We start from the raw sequence: 16,245 nt of genomic DNA on the forward strand, positions 1-16,245 counted from the left end.
ATGCCGCCAAGATCAACCGCATGAAGATCGTCCGCTGGTTCGTCGGTAGCTGGGTCTCGCGCGTCTACCTGGCGGTGGTGGCTGCCGTGCTCGCGTACGAGCTGTGGCTCCTGCTGACCACGGACGGGACGACCTACACCATCACGGGCGTGCTCTCGATGTTGCTCGCCGCGCCGACGTCGTGGCTTCTGGACCTGATCGTTCCCTGGCCCGCAAGCGTGAGCGATGTGTGGCGTCTCGCGGTGTTCGTACCGGTAGGCGCGCTGGCGAACGCGGCAGCGTGGAACGGCATCCGGCTCATTGCGGCGATCTCCAGCAAGTCGGCGAACCGGGCGACGTGACCGGGCCGGAGTTGCGGTGCTCAAGGCGCCGCGGATGTCACGGCGGGCCGGGGGACTGTCCGACCGCGCGCTGATAACGGGCGGCCAGGCGGGTCAGGGCATCAGCCAGCTCGGGCCCGTCAATCACGGTGAAGTCGGCGTCCAGCATGCCCAGATAGAGAGCGAGCATCGACGGATCGTCGGAACCAGGGGTGAACTCGCAACGGTCCGGGCCGAGCTCGCGCACGTCGACCGGGACCGGGATGCGGGCGCGGACATGCTCGGCCGGGGCGTGCACGATCACCCGGGCGCGATAGCGCCAGGAGGCGGTGCGCACGCTGTCCGCCACGCGCGCGGTGATCTCCGCGTCCGGGGGCAACGGGCGGGGTACGAACCGCGGGCCCGGCGCCTCGACCGGGGTGATCCGGTCGGCCCGGAAGGTGCGCCAGTCGGACCGGGCGGTGTCCCAGGCGAACAGATACCAGCGGCGGCGGTCGTTGACCAGCCGGTAGGGTTCGACGTCCCGCTCACTCACGGCACCACCGTGCGACTCGTAACCGAAGCGGAATCGCGTGTTGTCCCGGCATGCATCGGCGATTGCCGTGAGAAGGGACGGGTCGATCGCACCTTCAGGATGGGGTACGCGTAGCGCGTACGATCGAATGGTGTTGATCTTGCGGCGTAACCGTGCCGGAAGGACCTGCTGAAGTTTCGCCAGGGCCCGCAGCGATGCGTCCTCGATGCCCGCCACCGAGCCGCCGGCGGCGCTGCGCAGCCCGACCGCCACCGCGATCGCCTCCTCGTCGGAGAGGAAGATCGGCGGCAGGCTGGCGCCGTTGCTGAGCCGGTAGCCGCCGGCGACGCCCGGCCGCGCATCGACCGGATAACCGAGCTTGCGCAGGCGATCCACGTCCTTGCGGATGGTCCGTGTGGTCACCTCGAGCCGGTCCGCGAGCCCGGCGGCGCTCCACGTGCGACGGCTCTGCAACAGCGAGAGCAGACGCAGCAGTCGCAGGGATGTCTCCGCCATTCGCCCATAGTCGCCGCAATCGCGGAACGAAGCGATCCGCAATTGCTCCTAACGTCGGCTTCCTCACCAGACGGGAGAAGATGATGGAACCGTTCCGCATCGCCGTAGCGCAAGCCGACCTCGACCTGTTGCACGACCGGTTGGCGGCGGCCCGGTGGCCGGCCGACACACCGGGTGAGGGCTGGGCCCGGGGGATACCGCCGTCGAAGCTGCGTGAGCTGGCCGACCACTGGCGCACCGGGTACGACTGGCGGGCCGCGGAGGCGCAGCTCAACGAGTATCCGCAGTTCACCACCAAGATCGACGGGCAAACGATCTGGTTCCTGCACGTCCGCTCGGACCGGCCGGATGCGCCCGCGCTCCTGCTCACTCACGGTTACCCCAGTTCGCCGGCCGAGTTCCTCGGCCTCATCCCGCAGCTGCGCGAGGACTTCCACCTGGTCATTCCGGCCCTTCCGGGGTACGCCTACTCGACCCCGCTGGCCGGCCCCGGCTGGACGATGATGCGCACCGCCCGCGCGTGGGTCGAGCTGATGGGCCGGGTCGGGTACGAGCGTTACGGCGTGCACGGCGGCGACGTCGGCGCCGGGGTGTCGGGAGGGGTGGCCGTGCTCGACGGCTCCCGGGTGATCGGGTGCCATGTGGTGACCGACCCGCCGACCGCCGCGGCCACCGCGACGTTCATCCCTGGCATGGCCGACCGCCTCGACCCGAACGACCCGGTCGACAAGCTGATCCTGGAACGGATGGACGCGTTCCGCACCGACGGGTCCGGCTATCTCTCGATCATGAACACCAGACCTCAGACCATCGGGTACGGGTTGACCGACTCCCCGCTCTTCCAGCTGGCGTGGATCGCCGAGAAGTTCGAGGAATGGACCCGGCTGCCGGTCGACCGTGACCAGCTGCTGACCAACGTGAGCCTGTACTGGTTCGCGGGGTCGGGTGTGTCGGCCGCGCACACCCTGTATGAGCAGGCCCATTCGTCGGAGTGGGGTGGCACGCCGTCGGTGCCGCAGGGTGTCGCGGTGTTCGGCGCGGACGAGACGGTGCCCAAGCTGCTCCCGGTCCCGGAAGGCACGCACTGGACGGAGTTCGACCACGGCGGCCACTTCCCGGCGATGGAGGCGCCGGCCGATGTGGTCGCGGACTTGCGCGCTTTCTTCGGCCCCCTCTCCACCTGACCCGTTGCCTTCGCCCGGCTGACCGCCAGTGTTGCTTCCGGGTCGTTGAGGGAACGGTGGGCGTCAGCCGAGCTTCGTGGGCTGACCGCCAGTGTTGCTTCCGCGCGGTTGAGGGGACGGTGGGCGTCAGCCGAGCTTCGTGGGCTGACCGTCAGTGTTGCTTCCGCGCGGTTGAGGGGGCGGTGGGTGTCAGCTGGGCTTTGTGGGCTGACCGTCAGTGTTGCTTCGGGGCGGTTGAAGGGGCGGTGGGCGTCAGCCGGAGGGCGTGGTCGACTGCGGCCTCGGGGGTGTCGGTGTGATGGATGCCGGGCACCGGTGTGCCGTCGGCCTGCGTCACCCGCCAGCCGCCGAGCGACACCACCGGGATGCCGCCCCGGCGCAGCGCCAGGGCCAGCTCGCTGAGCGTGCCCCAGGAGCCGCCGACGCTGATCACGGCGTCGGCGCTCTGCACGATGATCGCGTTGCGGGCCTCGCCCATGTCGGTGACGATCGTCGCCGACAGATCGGGGGAGGCCCCGTCGCGGCTGTCGTTCGGCCGGATGCCGATGACCAGGCCGCCGCGGGCCCGGGCGCCGGCGGCGACAGCGGCCATCACGCCGGTGCCGCCGCCGCAGATGACCACGACCTGCTGCTCCGCGAGCAGTTCACCCACGCGGCGGGCCGCGGCAGCCTCGGCTTCGGTGCAGTCGCGGGGTCCGCAGACGGCGATCTGGATTGTCATCAGTGGGCCAGGAGTTCGAGGCCGACGACGGCGGCGCCCAGGACGAACTCGGCGAACAGGACGATCAGCTTCTGCTGGATCGGGAGCCGGACCCGGCGTACCGCCAGATAGCCGATCACGATCAGCGACACCAGCAGGACGGTCGTGGAGACGCGCAGCGCCCGGTCGATCGGCCACGCGCCGGCCGCAGCAAGACCGATCAGCACGAACGGTACGACCAGAGCGCCGAACCCGCCGCGGATCACGTGCAGCATGCCGCGCAGTTCGGTCCTCGTGGGCAGGACGGCGTGCACCGCGATGTGCGAGACGACGTCCGCAACGAAGACCGCGAGCAGCGTGCCGGCCGCCGCGATGAGCAGTGTGTACCCGGCGTGCTCAGCCGTGGCGTGATGGGAGCGCAGCGCCAGCACGACCGCCAGAGCGGTGAAGGTGATGTAGACCCGTTCCTTGAGCCGGGCCGCCCGCAACGCCGGCGACCCACCACGATCATCAGCCATCGGCTCAGCGTAGGCGGTGACCCGTCCGGCGCCGCGTACCTAGGATCCGCTCAGCACCTCGTCGATGCTCTCGCTGCGCCAGCGCCGCAGCAGTTCGTGGAACGCGACCGGCCCCGGCCCGTAGGAGAAGTTGACCGGCCGCGGATTGCCCTCACCGTTGTAGTAGCCCGGTGTGCACTCGGACTGGAACGTGAAATTGTCCGGCGCGGTCTCGTGGATCGTCGCCGCCCACATCTGCTCCGCCTCGGCGGTCGGCTCGACCTTGCGTACCCCCCTCTTGTTGGCCTCGCCGACCACCGCACCGATGTGGGTGGCCTGCTCCTGCAGGACGTGCACGAAGTTCACCGAGGCGGCGTTCTGGATCGAGCCGAGGTGGAACAGGTTCGGGAAGCCGTGGCTGTAGAAGCCGTGCAGGGTGCGCGGGCCGTTGCGCCAGTGCCCGAGCAGCGGCAGCCCGCCGCGGCCGTAGACCGGCAGCGTGCCGGACACGACACCGGAGATGCCGACCTCGAAACCGGTGGCGAAGATGACGCAGTCCATCTCGTACTCGGTGTCGCCGACCACGACACCGGTCTCGGTCATCCGGGTGATGCCGCCGGTGTCGGCGGTGTCGACCAGGGTCACGTTCGGCCGGTTGAAGGTCTGCAGGTAGTGGTCGCTGAAGGTGGGCCGCTTGCACATGTAGCGGTACCAGGGCTTGAGCAGGTCGGCGACGGCCGGATCCTCGACGACCTGGTCGACGCGGGCCCGGATCTGGTCCATCGTGCGGAAGTCGGCGACCTCGTCGAGGTACTCCCGTTCCTCCTCGGACAGGTTGGTGTCGAGCGAACCGGTCAGCATCTGGCGCTGCAGCCGGGCCGTGGCCGTCCAGCGGTCGTCGATCAGGTCCACATCGGCGTGCCCGCCGGTGACGATGGTCAGGAAGTTCTCCATCCGCTCCTGCTGCCAGCCGGGCTGCAGGGACGCGGCCCAGTCCGGGTCGGTGGGGCGGTTGTCGCGGACGTCGACGCTGGACGGGGTGCGCTGGAAGACGTACAGATGCTCGGCGTCGCGGCCGAGATGCGGCACGATCTGGATGGCGGTGGCGCCGGTGCCGACGACGCCGACCTTCTTGCCGGCCAGCCTGTCCAGGTTGCCGGTCTGGTCGCCGCCGGTGTAGCCGTAGTCCCAGCGGCTGGTGTGGAAGGTGTGGCCGCGGTAGGTCTCGATGCCCGGGATGCCGGGGAGTTTCGGCTGGGTCAGCGTGCCGGAGGAGATCACCACGTACCGGGCGCGGAACTCGTCGCCGCGGTCGGTCTGCACGGTCCACTCGGCGGCTTCGTCGTCCCAGCGCAGCTCGGTGACCCGGGTGTGGAACATCGTGTCGTCGTAGAGGCTGAAGTGCTTGGCGATCGCGACCGCGTGCTGCCGGATCTCCTCGCCCGGCGCGTACCGCCACTTCGGGACGTAACCGACCTCCTCCAGCAGCGGCATGTAGACGGTCGCCTCGACGTCGCAGTGCAGGCCGGGGTAGCGGTTCCAGTACCACGTGCCGCCGAAGTCACCGCCCTCGTCGATCATCCGCAGCTCCTCGACGCCGGCCTGACGCAGCCGGGCGCCGGTGACCAGACCGCCGAAGCCGCCGCCGATCACCACCGCCTCGACCCGGTCGTGAACCGGCGCGCGCTCGACCCGCTCGGTGTACGGGTCGGTGGCGTAGTAGCCGAACTCGCCGGCCGCCCGCCGGTACTGCGTCGCGCCGTCCGGGCGGATGCGGCGGTCGCGTTCCGCCCGGTACCTCGCGCGCATGGCGTCGAGCTCCGCAGACGAGAACCGGTGGGGGAGGTAGGGGATGGACATGCGGGACCTTTCGCGGGGTCGTCCGGTGCAGCCCGCCCAATTTAGAGCAATCGTCTGAACTTTTGGGGATCCAAGATTGCCTTTATCGCGCGCCGCCCGGTCGCACCAGTCCCGTCTCGTAGGCGACGATCACCGCCTGTACCCGGTCACGCAGGTCGAGCTTGGCCAGGATCCGTTTCATGTGGGTCTTGATGGTCGACTCCTCGACGTACAGCTTGGTGGCGATCTCCACATTCGACAGACCCCGCGCCACCAGCGCCAGCACGTCGCGTTCACGCGCGGTCAACCCCTGCAGCCGGCGGACCATCGCCGGGTCCGGCGGCGCCGCCGCGGACATCTGATCAATCACGGTACGCGTGACCGACGGTGACAACAGCGACTCCCCGGCGGCGATCGTGTGAATGGCCTCGATCAGCTGCTCCGGCCGGGTCCGCTTGAGCAGGAACCCGGACGCGCCCGCGCTCAGCGCCCCGAACACGTAGTCGTCGTCCTCAAAAGTCGTCAGCATCAGCACCCGTGTCGCCGGCACCGTCTCACTCAGCTCGCGGGTGGCGGCGATGCCGTCCAACTGCGGCATCCGCACATCCATCAGCACCACGTCCGGCGTGGTGTCGGCGGCCAGGGTCACCGCCTCACGGCCGTCGGCGGCCTCACCGATGACGTCGATGCTGTCGTCGCTGGAGAGCACGGCCCGCAGCCCGGCGCGCATCAGGTCGTCGTCGTCGACGATCAAGACCCGCAACTGTCCGCCGCTCATTCCTATGCCAGCAATCCGGCCGGCATCGGCGGGTCGTACGGCAAGCGGGCCCGTAGCCGGAACACCCCGGTGCCCTCGTCCTTCGCCTCCAGCGTCCCGTCGAGCATGGCGACGCGCTCGCGCATCCCGACGATGCCCAGACCGCTGCCGGGCCGCGACTCCTTGCCCACCGGATTGCGCACCACGATCTCGACGGCCGACCGCCCGTACGCCATCCGCACGTCGGCCAGCCCCGAACCGTGCCGGGCCGCGTTGGTCAGCCCCTCCTGCAAGATCCGGTACGCCGCCCAGGCCACCCCGCTGGGCAGCCCGCGTGGCGCGCCCTCGAACGCGGTCGACACCCGCAGGCCACCGGCCCGGTGCTGGTCGACGAGCTCCTCGAGGTCGGCGGTGCTGGCCGGCGCCGGGCCGGCCAGCGGGGCCCGCTCCCGCAACGCGTGGACCAGCCGGTCGATGTCGACGATCGTCGCCCGTGCCACCTCCTCGATCGTCTCGATGGCCGCGCGGGAGCGCTCGGGATCGCGCTCGTGCAGCAGCCGGGCCGCGCCGGCCTGCACCAGGATCACGTTGATCGCGTGCCCGGCCGAGTCGTGCAGCTCACGGGAGATCCGGGTGCGCTCCTGAGCCACGGCCACATGCTGCTGCGACTGATGCTGCATCTCTCGCAGCCGGCCGGTCACCACCAGCTCGGAGATGCGCTCGCGCCGCAGGCGGCTGCGGTCACCGGCCGTCCACACCAGCCCGAACATCGCGACCCAGGCGATCACGCCGGACGACATGGCCAGGAACGAGTTGCCGTCGAGAACCATCAGAGCGACCGCGATCGGCAGGAAGGCCGCGACGCCGGCCGCCGCCAGCGTCCGCCGCTGTGGCGCCTCCTCGCTGATCACGGTCTCGGCGATCGCGTAGGTGGCGATCAGCGGGCCGGGCGGCACGTCGAGGCCGTAGTCCAGGCCGAGGAGCAGCAGCGAGGCGAACGCGGTGAGGGCGTAGACCGCGATGGGCCCGTGCCGCAGGAACAGCAGCGGAAGGGTGGAGGCGAGGGTCAGCACGACCCCCATCGCATCGAGCGGGTGGAAGCCCGGCTCCGCAGCGCCGAGGCCGCCCTCGTGCAGCATCACGAGAGTGAAGACAGCGGCGGTCAGTGCCGCCACAGCGTCCACCGCCGCGCGGCTCGGCGCTCCGATCCGAATATTCACCCGGCCAGCGTACGGCGGTGATCCCGCGGGCCGAGTCCCTCGCAGGAAGCATTCGACATCCCCCTCAGGGGGTACGAGCGAAGCCCACTCCAGAGCGTTTCGGCGAAGCGTCCTGCCGCCCTAGCGTCACGTTCCGTGAACCGACCATCGGCTCGACGGAGGAGAAATGACCGGAACGGTGGCTGAGGCTCCCACCCGGATCAGAGGGCGCAGCGTTTTCGAACGGTTGGCGGACTGGTCCTATCGGCGCCGCTGGACCGCCCTGCTGCTGTGGATGCTGGTCCTGGCCGGGGTCACGGCCGGGGCCGGTCTGGCCGGCGGCGACTTCCGCAACGACTTCACGCTGCCCGGCGCCGAGTCGCAGCAGGCCCAGGACGTGCTCGCTGACCGGATGCCCACTCAGGCCGGCGCCACGCTGCAGATCGTCGTGCAGGATCCGGGTGGCGTCGACCGGAGTGCGGTCGACGCCATGCTGGGTCCGGTGCGGGGTTTGCCGCACGTGGTGGACGTGGTCGTGCCGGAGTCCGCGGTGTCGGCGGACGGCACCATCGCGTACGCGACGGTGACGCTGGACGTCGCTGCCGAGGCGATGCCGGCCGACGACACCCGCCGGATCATCGACACCGCACGCGGAGCCGGGGGAGACGGCTTGACCGTCGAGGTCGGTGGCGATCCGGCCCGCGCCGCCGACGAGGCCGAGGGCGGTGCCGCCGAGGGCGCCGGGCTGCTCGCCGCGCTGGTCGTGCTGGTCCTGCTCTTCGGCTCGCTGCTGGCCGCCAGCCTGCCGATCGTCATCGCGATCTTCGCGGTCGGCTCGGCGATCGGCCTGGTCACCCTCGCTTCGCACGTGGCCACCGTCGCCGACTTCACCACCCCGCTGCTCATCCTGGTCGGCCTCGGTGTGGGCATCGACTACGCCCTGCTGGTCTTCTCCCGTTTCCGTAGTGAGCTGACCAGCGGATCCGACCGGGCCGAAGCGGTGCGCAGGGCGCTGGACACCGCCGGGCGTACCGTCTTCTTCGCCGGCACCACCGTGATCATCGCGCTGCTCGGGCTGGTGCTGCTCGGCCTCGGCGCGCTCCAGGGCGTGGCCGTCGCCCTCGCCGTGACGGTGCTGGTCACCATGCTGGCCGCGCTGACCCTGCTGCCCGCCCTGCTGAGCCTTTTCGGCGCCCGGCTGGAACGCACCATGGCTCGCCGGCGGGAGAAGGCGGGCCGGGCGTCCCGTGAGGAGGGCCGGCAGTGGCGCCGGTGGAGCGACGCGGTGGCCCGCCGACCATGGCCGGCCGTCCTGTTGCCGCTGATCGCCCTGCTCGCGCTGGCCGCGCCGGTGCTCGACATGCGCCTCGGTTTCGCCGACGCCGGCAACGACGCCGACAGCAAGACCAGCACCCGGGCGTACGAGTTGCTGGCCGAAGGCTTCGGCGCCGGCTTCAACGGCCCGCTCGTGGTCGTCGTGGACGCCGGTGACCAGGCCGCGCAGCCGGCGGCCGAGGCCGTCCAGCAGGCGATGGCTGCCACGCCCGGGGTTGCGGCCGTCATCCCGCCGATCCCCGCACCGGACGGTGGGGTCGCCACCGTGATCGCCTACCCGGAGTCGGCCCCGCAGGACGAGGCGACCGAGGAACTGGTGGCCACCCTGCGCGACGACGTGCTGGCCCCGGTGGCCCGCGACAACGGCGTGACGGTGCTGGTGGGCGGCCCGACCGCCGCGGTCATCGACGTGTCCACCGCGATCGCGGCGCGGCTGCCGCTGTTCGTCGGCGTCGTGGTCGGTCTGTCCGCGCTGCTGCTGCTCGTGCTGTTCCGCTCGCTGCTGATCCCGGTGAAGGCGGCGATCCTCAACCTGCTCAGCGTGGGCGCGGCCATGGGCGTGATCACCCTGGTCTTCCAGCACGGCGCGTTCGGTGTGCCACCCGGCCCGATCGAGGCGTACGTCCCGGTCATGATCTTCGCGATCGTCTTCGGGCTGTCGATGGACTACGAGGTGTTCCTGCTGGCCCGCATGCACGAGGAGTGGGAACGCACCCGTGACGCCCGTGGTGCGGTCCGCGAGGGCCTGGCCACGACCGGCCGGGTGGTCACCGCCGCGGCCGCGATCATGGTGGTGGTGTTCGGGGCGTTCGTGCTCTCGCCGGACCGGATGCTGCAGCAGTTCGGCCTGGGTCTGGCGGTGGCGGTTCTGATCGACGCGGTGGTCATCCGCTGCCTGCTGCTGCCGGCCGCGATGCACCTCTTCGGCGCCCGGGCCTGGTGGTTGCCGGCCGGGCTGGCCCGCCGCCTGCCACGGTTGGCCCTGGAACACCGGTAGAGCGTGGTGTGAGCGGGCCCGCCGCGGGTAATCCATGAGTGCGGCGGGCCCGTCGGAAGGGGTCGCCCTGACGACGGATGACTCCAATGGGCGACGAGTTTAACCTCACAGAGCGTTACATTCGCCCGATGTGGGCTGTCCGTGGCAGGTAGCCTTCAGCCCGCTATGCCCAATGTCGCCCTTGATCGCCTCCGTGTCCCCAGCCGTCCGGTCCCCAGCGCAACGGCCTCCGCCAGCCCGGCCTCCGGCAGCCCCGCGGCCGGCACTCTGGTTCCCGCCAGCCTGGTGCCCGGCGGACCGGCTGCGCACCCGTCGCGCAAGCGGCTGCTGCTCGTCTTCGGCGCTGTCGTGGTCATCCTGGCCGCGGTCAACGTCGCCGCGAAGTTCGGTCCGCCGCACACCGGGCTGGTGGCCGGCCCGCTCGTCGCGCTCGGTCTCGTCCTGCTCGGCCGGCGCGCCGGCCTGAGCTGGCACGACATGGGCCTCTCGCGGCGCACGCTGGTGCCCGGCCTGAAGTACGCCGTCGGCGCCGTCCTCGCGGTCGCCGTGGTCTATGCGATCGGCGTCGCCATCCCCGCTACCCGGCCGGCGTTCGACGACGTCCGCTACCACCTGCACATCAGCGCGGCCCTGATGACCGCTTTCGTGGTGGTGCCCCTCGGCACCGTGCTCCTCGAGGAGGTGGCCTTCCGCGGCGTCCTCCTCGGCCTGGTCAACCGCCGCCGCGGCGCGGTCTGGGCGAGCGTCACCTCGTCGGTGCTGTTCGGCCTCTGGCACATCCTGCCCTCGCTGCGCCTCGCCGAGGCCAACGGCGCGGTCGGCGCAGCGCTCGGCACCGACGCCGCGGGCCAAGCCCTGGCCGTCGCCGGAGCGGTCGCCTTCACCGCGGTAGCCGGCCTGCTGCTCTGCGAACTACGCCGCCGCAGCGGCAGCCTGCTCGCCGCGGCGGCCCTCCACTGGGCGACGAACGGCCTGGGCCTACTGGTAACCGCAGCCCTGGCCACGATCCGTCTAGCCTGAGCTGCCCTGCCGTGCCAGCGGCTACGGCGTGACCAAGCCGGTCTGGTAAGCGATCACCACCAACTGCGCCCGATCCCGGGCCCCAAGCTTCCCCATCGCCCTGCTCACATGGGTCCGGGCAGTCTCCGGACTGAGAAACAAAGCCGCCCCGATCTCATCGTTGCGCAACCCTTGACCGACCAGCGCCACCACCTCCCGCTCCCGCTCGGTCAGCACCCCCAACCTCTCCGAAGCAGTCCGCCGCGCCGTGAACTGGCTGATCAACCGCCGCGTGATCCGCGGTGCCAAGAGGGCATCGCCGGCCGCCACCACCCGGATGCCGTGCAGCAGTTCCGCCGGTCCGGCGTCCTTCAGCAGGAACCCACTGGCACCGGCCTGCAAGCCCTCGAACACGTACGCGTCCGTGTCATAGGTGGTCAGGATCAGGATGCGAACCCGCTGCAGTCCGGGTACCGCAGCGATCCGCCGGGTCGCCTCGATCCCGTCGACCTTCGGCATCCGGATGTCCATCAGCACGACATCGGGGCACGTGAGCCGGGCCAGTTCCACGGCCTGCGCCCCGTCGGCAGCCTCCCCGACCACCTCGATGTCGTCCTCGACGTCGAGCAGCAACCGGAACCCGGACCGCACCAACTTCTCGTCCTCGGCGAGCAGTACCCGGATGCTCATGCCGGGACCAGCGGCAGCCGGGCGGTCACCGCGAACCCGCCACCCGGCACCGGCCCGGCGTCGAACTCCCCGCCGAGCAGCCGGCACCGCTCCCGCATCCCGAGCAGCCCCCGGCCAGGCCGTTCCGCTTCGGCCGGGCCGGCGCCGTCATCAGCGACCCGCACCAGCACGGCATCAGCGCCACAGTCCAGCGCCACCGTCACCCGGGTCGCCCCGGCATGCCGGATCACGTTGGTGATCGACTCCTGCACGATCCGGTACACCGCGCTCCCCACCACTTTCGGCACATCCGGGGGCAGGGAACAGGCCGCGACGTCCACCTCCAGCCCCGCCTGCCGGGCCCGGTCGGCGAGGTCGTCGATGCCCTCCAGACCGGGAAGTTGCAGTACGCCCAGCACCGCCCGCATCTCCTCCAACGCCCGCGAACTGGTCTCCTCGATCACCCGCAACGCCTCCCGTGCCTGCTCAGGCCGTTTGTCCAGGACGTGGGCGGTGACGCCGGACTGGACGTTGATGATCGCGATGGCGTGCGCCACGGTGTCGTGGACCTCCCGGGCGATGCGCAGCCGTTCCGCGTCGGCCCGCGCCTGCCCTTCCCGTACCGCGCGTTCCACCGCGTCGGCCGCGATGACCCGGCGGGACCGGACGCTCTCACCGAGCGCGGCGCTCATGATCGAGGCGCCGATCCGGAAGAACACCCAGCCGATCGCGGCCCGCGGTTCGATGTCGGTCGCCGCGGCCAGCCAGCAGACGGTCAGCACGGTGATCCCGCCGCCGGCGATGAACAGCGACCGCCGGCCGTCGCCGAGGGCGGTCAGCGTGTAGAGGGCCACGAACAGCCCGAGCCAGCCGGGCCCGTCCGGATAGTCGAGGGCGTAGTAGGTCACGCTGGCGAGCGCGGTGACGGCGAAGACCGGGACCGGCCACCGGCGGCGCACCACGATGACTGCACCACTGAGGATCAGGAGCAGGTACCCCGTACCGGGAAGGGTCTTCTGCCCTGCGTTGTCGCTGGCCAGCGTGCCCTGCACCTGCATGACCGTGATGAACAGCGCGAAAAGCAGATCCTGCGCCCAGACCGGCGGGCGGAACAACCGCATGCCGCGATGATAGGCCGCCCGGCCACCCCGGCTCGTACGTCGAAAAGCGTCTTTCCTTACGCCCTCCGGCAGACGCGGCCGGCTCGCGACGGGCGCGACGATCGGTGGAAACGACCGAAGGAGAGATCATGCTCGGCACCGGGCGTCTGCTACCCACCCTGCTCGCCGTGATCGGCCTGGCCGGCGTCGTCCTCGGATGGCGCGCGATAACCCGGGCGCAGCGCAACACCGCGATCGTCGCCCTGGCCGCCGGCCTGCTCAGCTCCATCGTCGGCGCCCTGCATGCGGCCAACGCCGCAGGCGGCCTCGGCACCGGAAACGGCCTGGCCGGCGCCGTCCTCGCAGTCGCCCTCGGGGTGGTCAGCCTGCTTCTGGGCGGGCTGGCGCTGATCCGTTCCCGTCGGGCGTAGACCCGGGCCGCCAAGGCATTGCGCGGCAACGGCTTGGCCACCCACGTGGTCGACACCGCCGAGGACGCCCGCCGCCTCGTCGCCGAACTCGTGCGGCGCGACCGAACGGTCTTCACCGCCCAGAGCGAAACCCTGCGGGTCTCCGGCATCTCCGCCGACCTGCGCACCTACAGCGTGCCCCGCGAGAACGAGCGCCTCCAGGAACGCTACGGCCAGACCTCCTTCCTGGGCCGCATTCTGATCCTCGAGCGCGAAGGCTTCCCCGACCGGGGCACGGTGATCATCATCCGCGAGCCGATCGGTTTCTAGGCCGCAGCGCGACTCCAGCGATGCGGCTTTTTTATCGGTACGCGTGACATGCGCTCTGCCGTTCGCCCAGCGACCACCTGCAACGCAGGGCCCCAGCGCCCCCGCCGGGCTTATGCAGCGGGTCACCCTCGCGACCGATCCGCACGCCGGGCCCCAGCGCGGCCCCGGCAGGCGAACGGGCTGGCGCTGAGGGCTGTTCCGGACGCCTTGAAACGACCCTGAGGGCCAGCCGGACCACCTGCATCAGCCCGGCGGCCGCGTTGCGGCCGGGAGCGGCTGCCGGTCGCGTCGTAGTGGGGGACGGGCACGATGCGGCGGAACGGCGTCGCGCGTACCGATGAAGGAGCGTGAGCGGCAAGCTCAGATGGAAATAGCCCGAGATGCTGTGGTTAGTCCGTATCGTCAGCGGTGATGATGCGATTTCTCCGGACCGTCAAGATCGGCATGCGCCTCGGGGGCGCGTTCACGGCGATCTGTCTCTGCATGTTCGCGGCGATCGGGATCGGGCTCTGGGGCCAGGACCGCGCCCGCGTCGCGACGGACGAGGTGGCGGCGGCGAACGCCACGAGTCAGGCGGCGCTGGCGGCCAAGTTCCGGACCGCGGATCTCAACGGATGGCAGAACGGGTACGCGTTCGACACGATCCGCGGCGTCGAGAACGCCACCGATGACGCGGTCGGGCAGCGGGAGTCGTTCGTCGCGGCAGCCGCGGCGTTCCATGACGATCTCGCCCGGCTGCACGCGCTTGATCACAACGCCGAGGAAGAGGCTCTGGTCGACGCGGCTGACGGGTCGTTCGAGCAGTTCATGGCGGTGGACGACCGGATCGTCGAGGGCTACCGGTCCGGCACCAGCGCCGGCGAACGGGAAGCGAACGCCCTGGTCGCGGGGGAATCCGTGGAGTGGATGCACAAGATCCACGAGTCCGTCGACCGGCTGGTGGAGCTGACCAGCGGGCGGGCGGCCACCGCTCAGCAGGCCGCTGATGACGCCGCCTCGACCTCGGAGACGTTCATGGTCGTCGCCGGGCTGCTCTGCCTGCTGCTCAGCGTCCTCGTCGCGATCGTGGTGACCCGCAGCATCACCGGACCGCTGGCCGCCACCGTCACCGTGCTCAGCAACGTCGCCGACAAGGATCTGACCGTCCGGGCGCCGGACAGCGGCCGCGACGAGCTCGCCGCGATGGGCCGCGCCGTCAACCGCACCCTGGACGTGCTGCGCAACGCCTTCGCGGCGATCAGCGAGAACAGCCGTACCCTCTCGGACGCCGCCTCCGAGCTGACCGCCACGTCCGCGCAGATCGCGAACGCTGCCGACGCCGCCTCCGGGCAGTCCGACATGATCGCCTCCTCGGCCGAGGAGGTCTCGCGCAGCGTGCAGACCGTGGCCGCCGGCACCGAGGAGATGAACGCCGCGATCCGCGAGATCGCCGACGGCGCCGGCCGGGCCGCCGGAGTGGCTGCCGCCGGGGTGGACAGCGTGCGGGCCGCGACCGAGACGATCGGCCGGCTGGGCCGCTCCAGCGACGAGATCAGCGGCGTGGTCAACCTGATCACCTCGATCGCCGAGCAGACCAACCTGCTCGCCCTGAACGCGACGATCGAAGCGGCCCGCGCCGGTGAGCTGGGCAAAGGGTTCGCGGTGGTGGCCGGCGAGGTCAAGGACCTGGCGCAGGCGACGGCCAAGGCGACCGGCGACATCGGCCACCGGGTGCAGGCGATCCAGGACGACACCGGAGCGGCGATCACCGCCATGGAACAGATCGCCGACATCATCGGCGAGGTCAACGAGCACTCCACCACGATCGCGGCGGCGGTCGAGGAGCAGACCGCGACCACCGCCGAGATGGGCCGCAACATCGTCGAGGCGGCCACCGGCTCCGGTCAGATCGCCGCCGGGATCACCGGGGTGGCGACCGCCAGCCAGGACACCGCGCGGGGCGTGGTGCATTCCCGCCAGACCGCGGAGCAGCTGGCCGGCATGTCCCACGAGCTGCGGGAACTGGTCGGTCAGTTCCGCGTGTAGACCCGGTCCAGGAACGGGCGGACCAGGTCCACCACCTCGGGCAGGTGGGTCTCCAGCAGCCAGTGCCCGCCGTCCAGCAGGTGCAGGTCCGCGTCGGGCAGGTCGCGCAGGTACGCCCGCGCCGCCCCGGCCGGCATATAGCCGTCGTGCGGTCCCCACACGATCAGCGTGGGCGGCCGGTGCTCCCGCAGGTACGCCTGCTGCCGCCCGAACCACTGCCGGGTGTGCCGCTGATCGGCGAGCAGGTTGATCAGGTGCTCGCGGCGCTCGGGCGTGTTCAGCACCGCCCAGGACAGCTCCCACAGGTCCGGGCTGATCCGCTCGGCGATCCCCTCCGGCACTTCGCCGCGGAACTCGTCCCGGAAGCCCTCCAGCGTGACCGCTTCACCCAGCGCTTCCCGGCCCTCAGCCGTCGGGTTGTCCCAGAACCGCTTGAGCGGCGCGTACTTCGGCCCGTGCTCGTCCTCGTAGATGTCCCCGTTCTGGATGATCAACCCGGCCACCCGCTCCGGCGCGGCCATGGCCAGCCGCAGACCGTGCTGGGAGCCGTAGTCCTGCAGGTAGACGACGTACCGGTCGAGCCCGAGAGCGTCCACGAAGCGCTGCAGGAACGTCGCGTGCCCGTCGAAGGTGTAGTCGAAGTCCTTCGGCGTGCCCGTGTAGCCGAAGCCGGGAAAGTCCGGGGCGACAGTCCGCCACCGGTCCGCCAGCGCCGGCATGAGCTGCCGGAACTGGAAGGACGACGACGGATACCCGTGTGGCAGCAGCAGGACGGGCGCCCCGGCCGGCCCGGCCTCCCGGTAGAACGTGTCGATCCCGTCCACGTCGATACGGCGATGCGCGACAGTCATGTC

At 70.9% G+C, this 16,245-nt stretch carries 16 protein-coding genes; 7 read left to right on the forward strand and 9 right to left on the reverse strand.

Features of this window, described 5'->3' with window-relative positions; all coding sequences use genetic code 11:
- The first annotated feature begins 20 nt into the window (after window positions 1–20).
- Window positions 21–341 carry an SCO4225 family membrane protein gene (locus OHA21_RS06315; RefSeq protein ID WP_328471089.1) on the forward strand — a complete coding sequence of 107 codons (321 nt, stop codon included), beginning with the start codon at window positions 21–23 and terminating at the stop codon, window positions 339–341.
- Window positions 342–378: 37 nt separating this feature from the next.
- Here the strand turns inward: OHA21_RS06315 and OHA21_RS06320 are convergent, their stop codons facing one another.
- Window positions 379–1,350, reverse strand: coding sequence for a helix-turn-helix transcriptional regulator (locus OHA21_RS06320; protein WP_328471091.1), 972 nt, complete (start codon window positions 1,348–1,350; stop codon window positions 379–381).
- A gap of 80 nt (window positions 1,351–1,430) precedes the next feature.
- On the opposite strand from OHA21_RS06320, the gene OHA21_RS06325 reads away from it, so the two are divergent.
- Entirely contained in the window at window positions 1,431–2,534 is a 1,104-nt protein-coding gene (locus tag OHA21_RS06325; RefSeq protein ID WP_328471093.1) for an epoxide hydrolase family protein, read from the forward strand.
- Window positions 2,535–2,748: 214 nt separating this feature from the next.
- Here OHA21_RS06325 and OHA21_RS06330 read toward each other — a convergent pair whose 3' ends face one another.
- The 5 genes from OHA21_RS06330 to OHA21_RS06350 all read right to left on the reverse strand — a co-directional run bounded on the left by OHA21_RS06330 (window position 2,749) and on the right by OHA21_RS06350 (window position 7,547).
- Window positions 2,749–3,255: a TIGR00725 family protein gene (locus tag OHA21_RS06330; protein WP_328471095.1), complete on the reverse strand. Its 507-nt coding sequence runs from the start codon at window positions 3,253–3,255 to the stop codon at window positions 2,749–2,751.
- Entirely contained in the window at window positions 3,255–3,752 is a 498-nt protein-coding gene (locus tag OHA21_RS06335) for a hypothetical protein (protein ID WP_328471097.1), read from the reverse strand. Before OHA21_RS06335 ends, OHA21_RS06330 begins: the two co-directional genes overlap by 1 nt.
- 39 nt (window positions 3,753–3,791) lie before the next feature.
- A complete protein-coding gene (locus OHA21_RS06340; protein WP_328471099.1) occupies window positions 3,792–5,591 on the reverse strand; it encodes a flavin-containing monooxygenase in 1,800 nt (599 codons plus the stop codon).
- Window positions 5,592–5,673: 82 nt separating this feature from the next.
- The gene (locus OHA21_RS06345) at window positions 5,674–6,348 is read right to left on the reverse strand and encodes a response regulator transcription factor (protein WP_328471101.1); all 675 of its coding nucleotides are present in this window, start codon (window positions 6,346–6,348) and stop codon (window positions 5,674–5,676) included.
- A 2-nt stretch (window positions 6,349–6,350) separates the two neighbouring features.
- The gene (locus tag OHA21_RS06350) at window positions 6,351–7,547 is read right to left on the reverse strand and encodes a sensor histidine kinase (protein ID WP_328471103.1); all 1,197 of its coding nucleotides are present in this window, start codon (window positions 7,545–7,547) and stop codon (window positions 6,351–6,353) included.
- 166 nt (window positions 7,548–7,713) lie between these two features.
- On the opposite strand from OHA21_RS06350, the gene OHA21_RS06355 reads away from it, so the two are divergent.
- Both OHA21_RS06355 and OHA21_RS06360 read left to right on the forward strand, forming a co-directional pair.
- Entirely contained in the window at window positions 7,714–9,858 is a 2,145-nt protein-coding gene (locus tag OHA21_RS06355) for an MMPL family transporter (RefSeq protein ID WP_328471105.1), read from the forward strand.
- Between the two features lie 165 nt (window positions 9,859–10,023).
- Window positions 10,024–10,878 (forward strand): CPBP family intramembrane glutamic endopeptidase, encoded by an 855-nt coding sequence (locus OHA21_RS06360; protein ID WP_328471107.1) that lies wholly within the window; start codon window positions 10,024–10,026, stop codon window positions 10,876–10,878.
- Window positions 10,879–10,899: 21 nt separating this feature from the next.
- On the opposite strand, the gene OHA21_RS06365 is transcribed toward OHA21_RS06360, so the two are convergent.
- Both OHA21_RS06365 and OHA21_RS06370 read right to left on the reverse strand, forming a co-directional pair.
- Window positions 10,900–11,547 (reverse strand): response regulator transcription factor, encoded by a 648-nt coding sequence (locus OHA21_RS06365; protein WP_328471109.1) that lies wholly within the window; start codon window positions 11,545–11,547, stop codon window positions 10,900–10,902.
- Window positions 11,544–12,647, reverse strand: coding sequence for a sensor histidine kinase (locus OHA21_RS06370; RefSeq protein ID WP_328471111.1), 1,104 nt, complete (start codon window positions 12,645–12,647; stop codon window positions 11,544–11,546). Before OHA21_RS06370 ends, OHA21_RS06365 begins: the two co-directional genes overlap by 4 nt.
- Before the next feature lie 128 nt (window positions 12,648–12,775).
- On the opposite strand from OHA21_RS06370, the gene OHA21_RS06375 reads away from it, so the two are divergent.
- The 3 genes from OHA21_RS06375 to OHA21_RS06385 all read left to right on the forward strand — a co-directional run bounded on the left by OHA21_RS06375 (window position 12,776) and on the right by OHA21_RS06385 (window position 15,391).
- On the forward strand, window positions 12,776–13,057 hold the full coding sequence (locus OHA21_RS06375; RefSeq protein ID WP_328471113.1) for a DUF6223 family protein: 282 nt from the start codon (window positions 12,776–12,778) through the stop codon (window positions 13,055–13,057).
- Window positions 13,058–13,102: 45 nt separating this feature from the next.
- Window positions 13,103–13,366 carry a hypothetical protein gene (locus OHA21_RS06380; RefSeq protein ID WP_328471115.1) on the forward strand — a complete coding sequence of 88 codons (264 nt, stop codon included), beginning with the start codon at window positions 13,103–13,105 and terminating at the stop codon, window positions 13,364–13,366.
- Between the two features lie 411 nt (window positions 13,367–13,777).
- A complete protein-coding gene (locus OHA21_RS06385; RefSeq protein WP_328471117.1) occupies window positions 13,778–15,391 on the forward strand; it encodes a methyl-accepting chemotaxis protein in 1,614 nt (537 codons plus the stop codon).
- Here OHA21_RS06385 and OHA21_RS06390 read toward each other — a convergent pair.
- Entirely contained in the window at window positions 15,376–16,242 is an 867-nt protein-coding gene (locus OHA21_RS06390; protein ID WP_328471119.1) for an alpha/beta fold hydrolase, read from the reverse strand. The genes OHA21_RS06385 and OHA21_RS06390 overlap by 16 nt on opposite strands.
- Window positions 16,243–16,245 lie beyond the last annotated feature (3 nt).

The organism is Actinoplanes sp. NBC_00393, assembly GCF_036053395.1.
Taxonomy (GTDB): domain Bacteria; phylum Actinomycetota; class Actinomycetes; order Mycobacteriales; family Micromonosporaceae; genus Actinoplanes.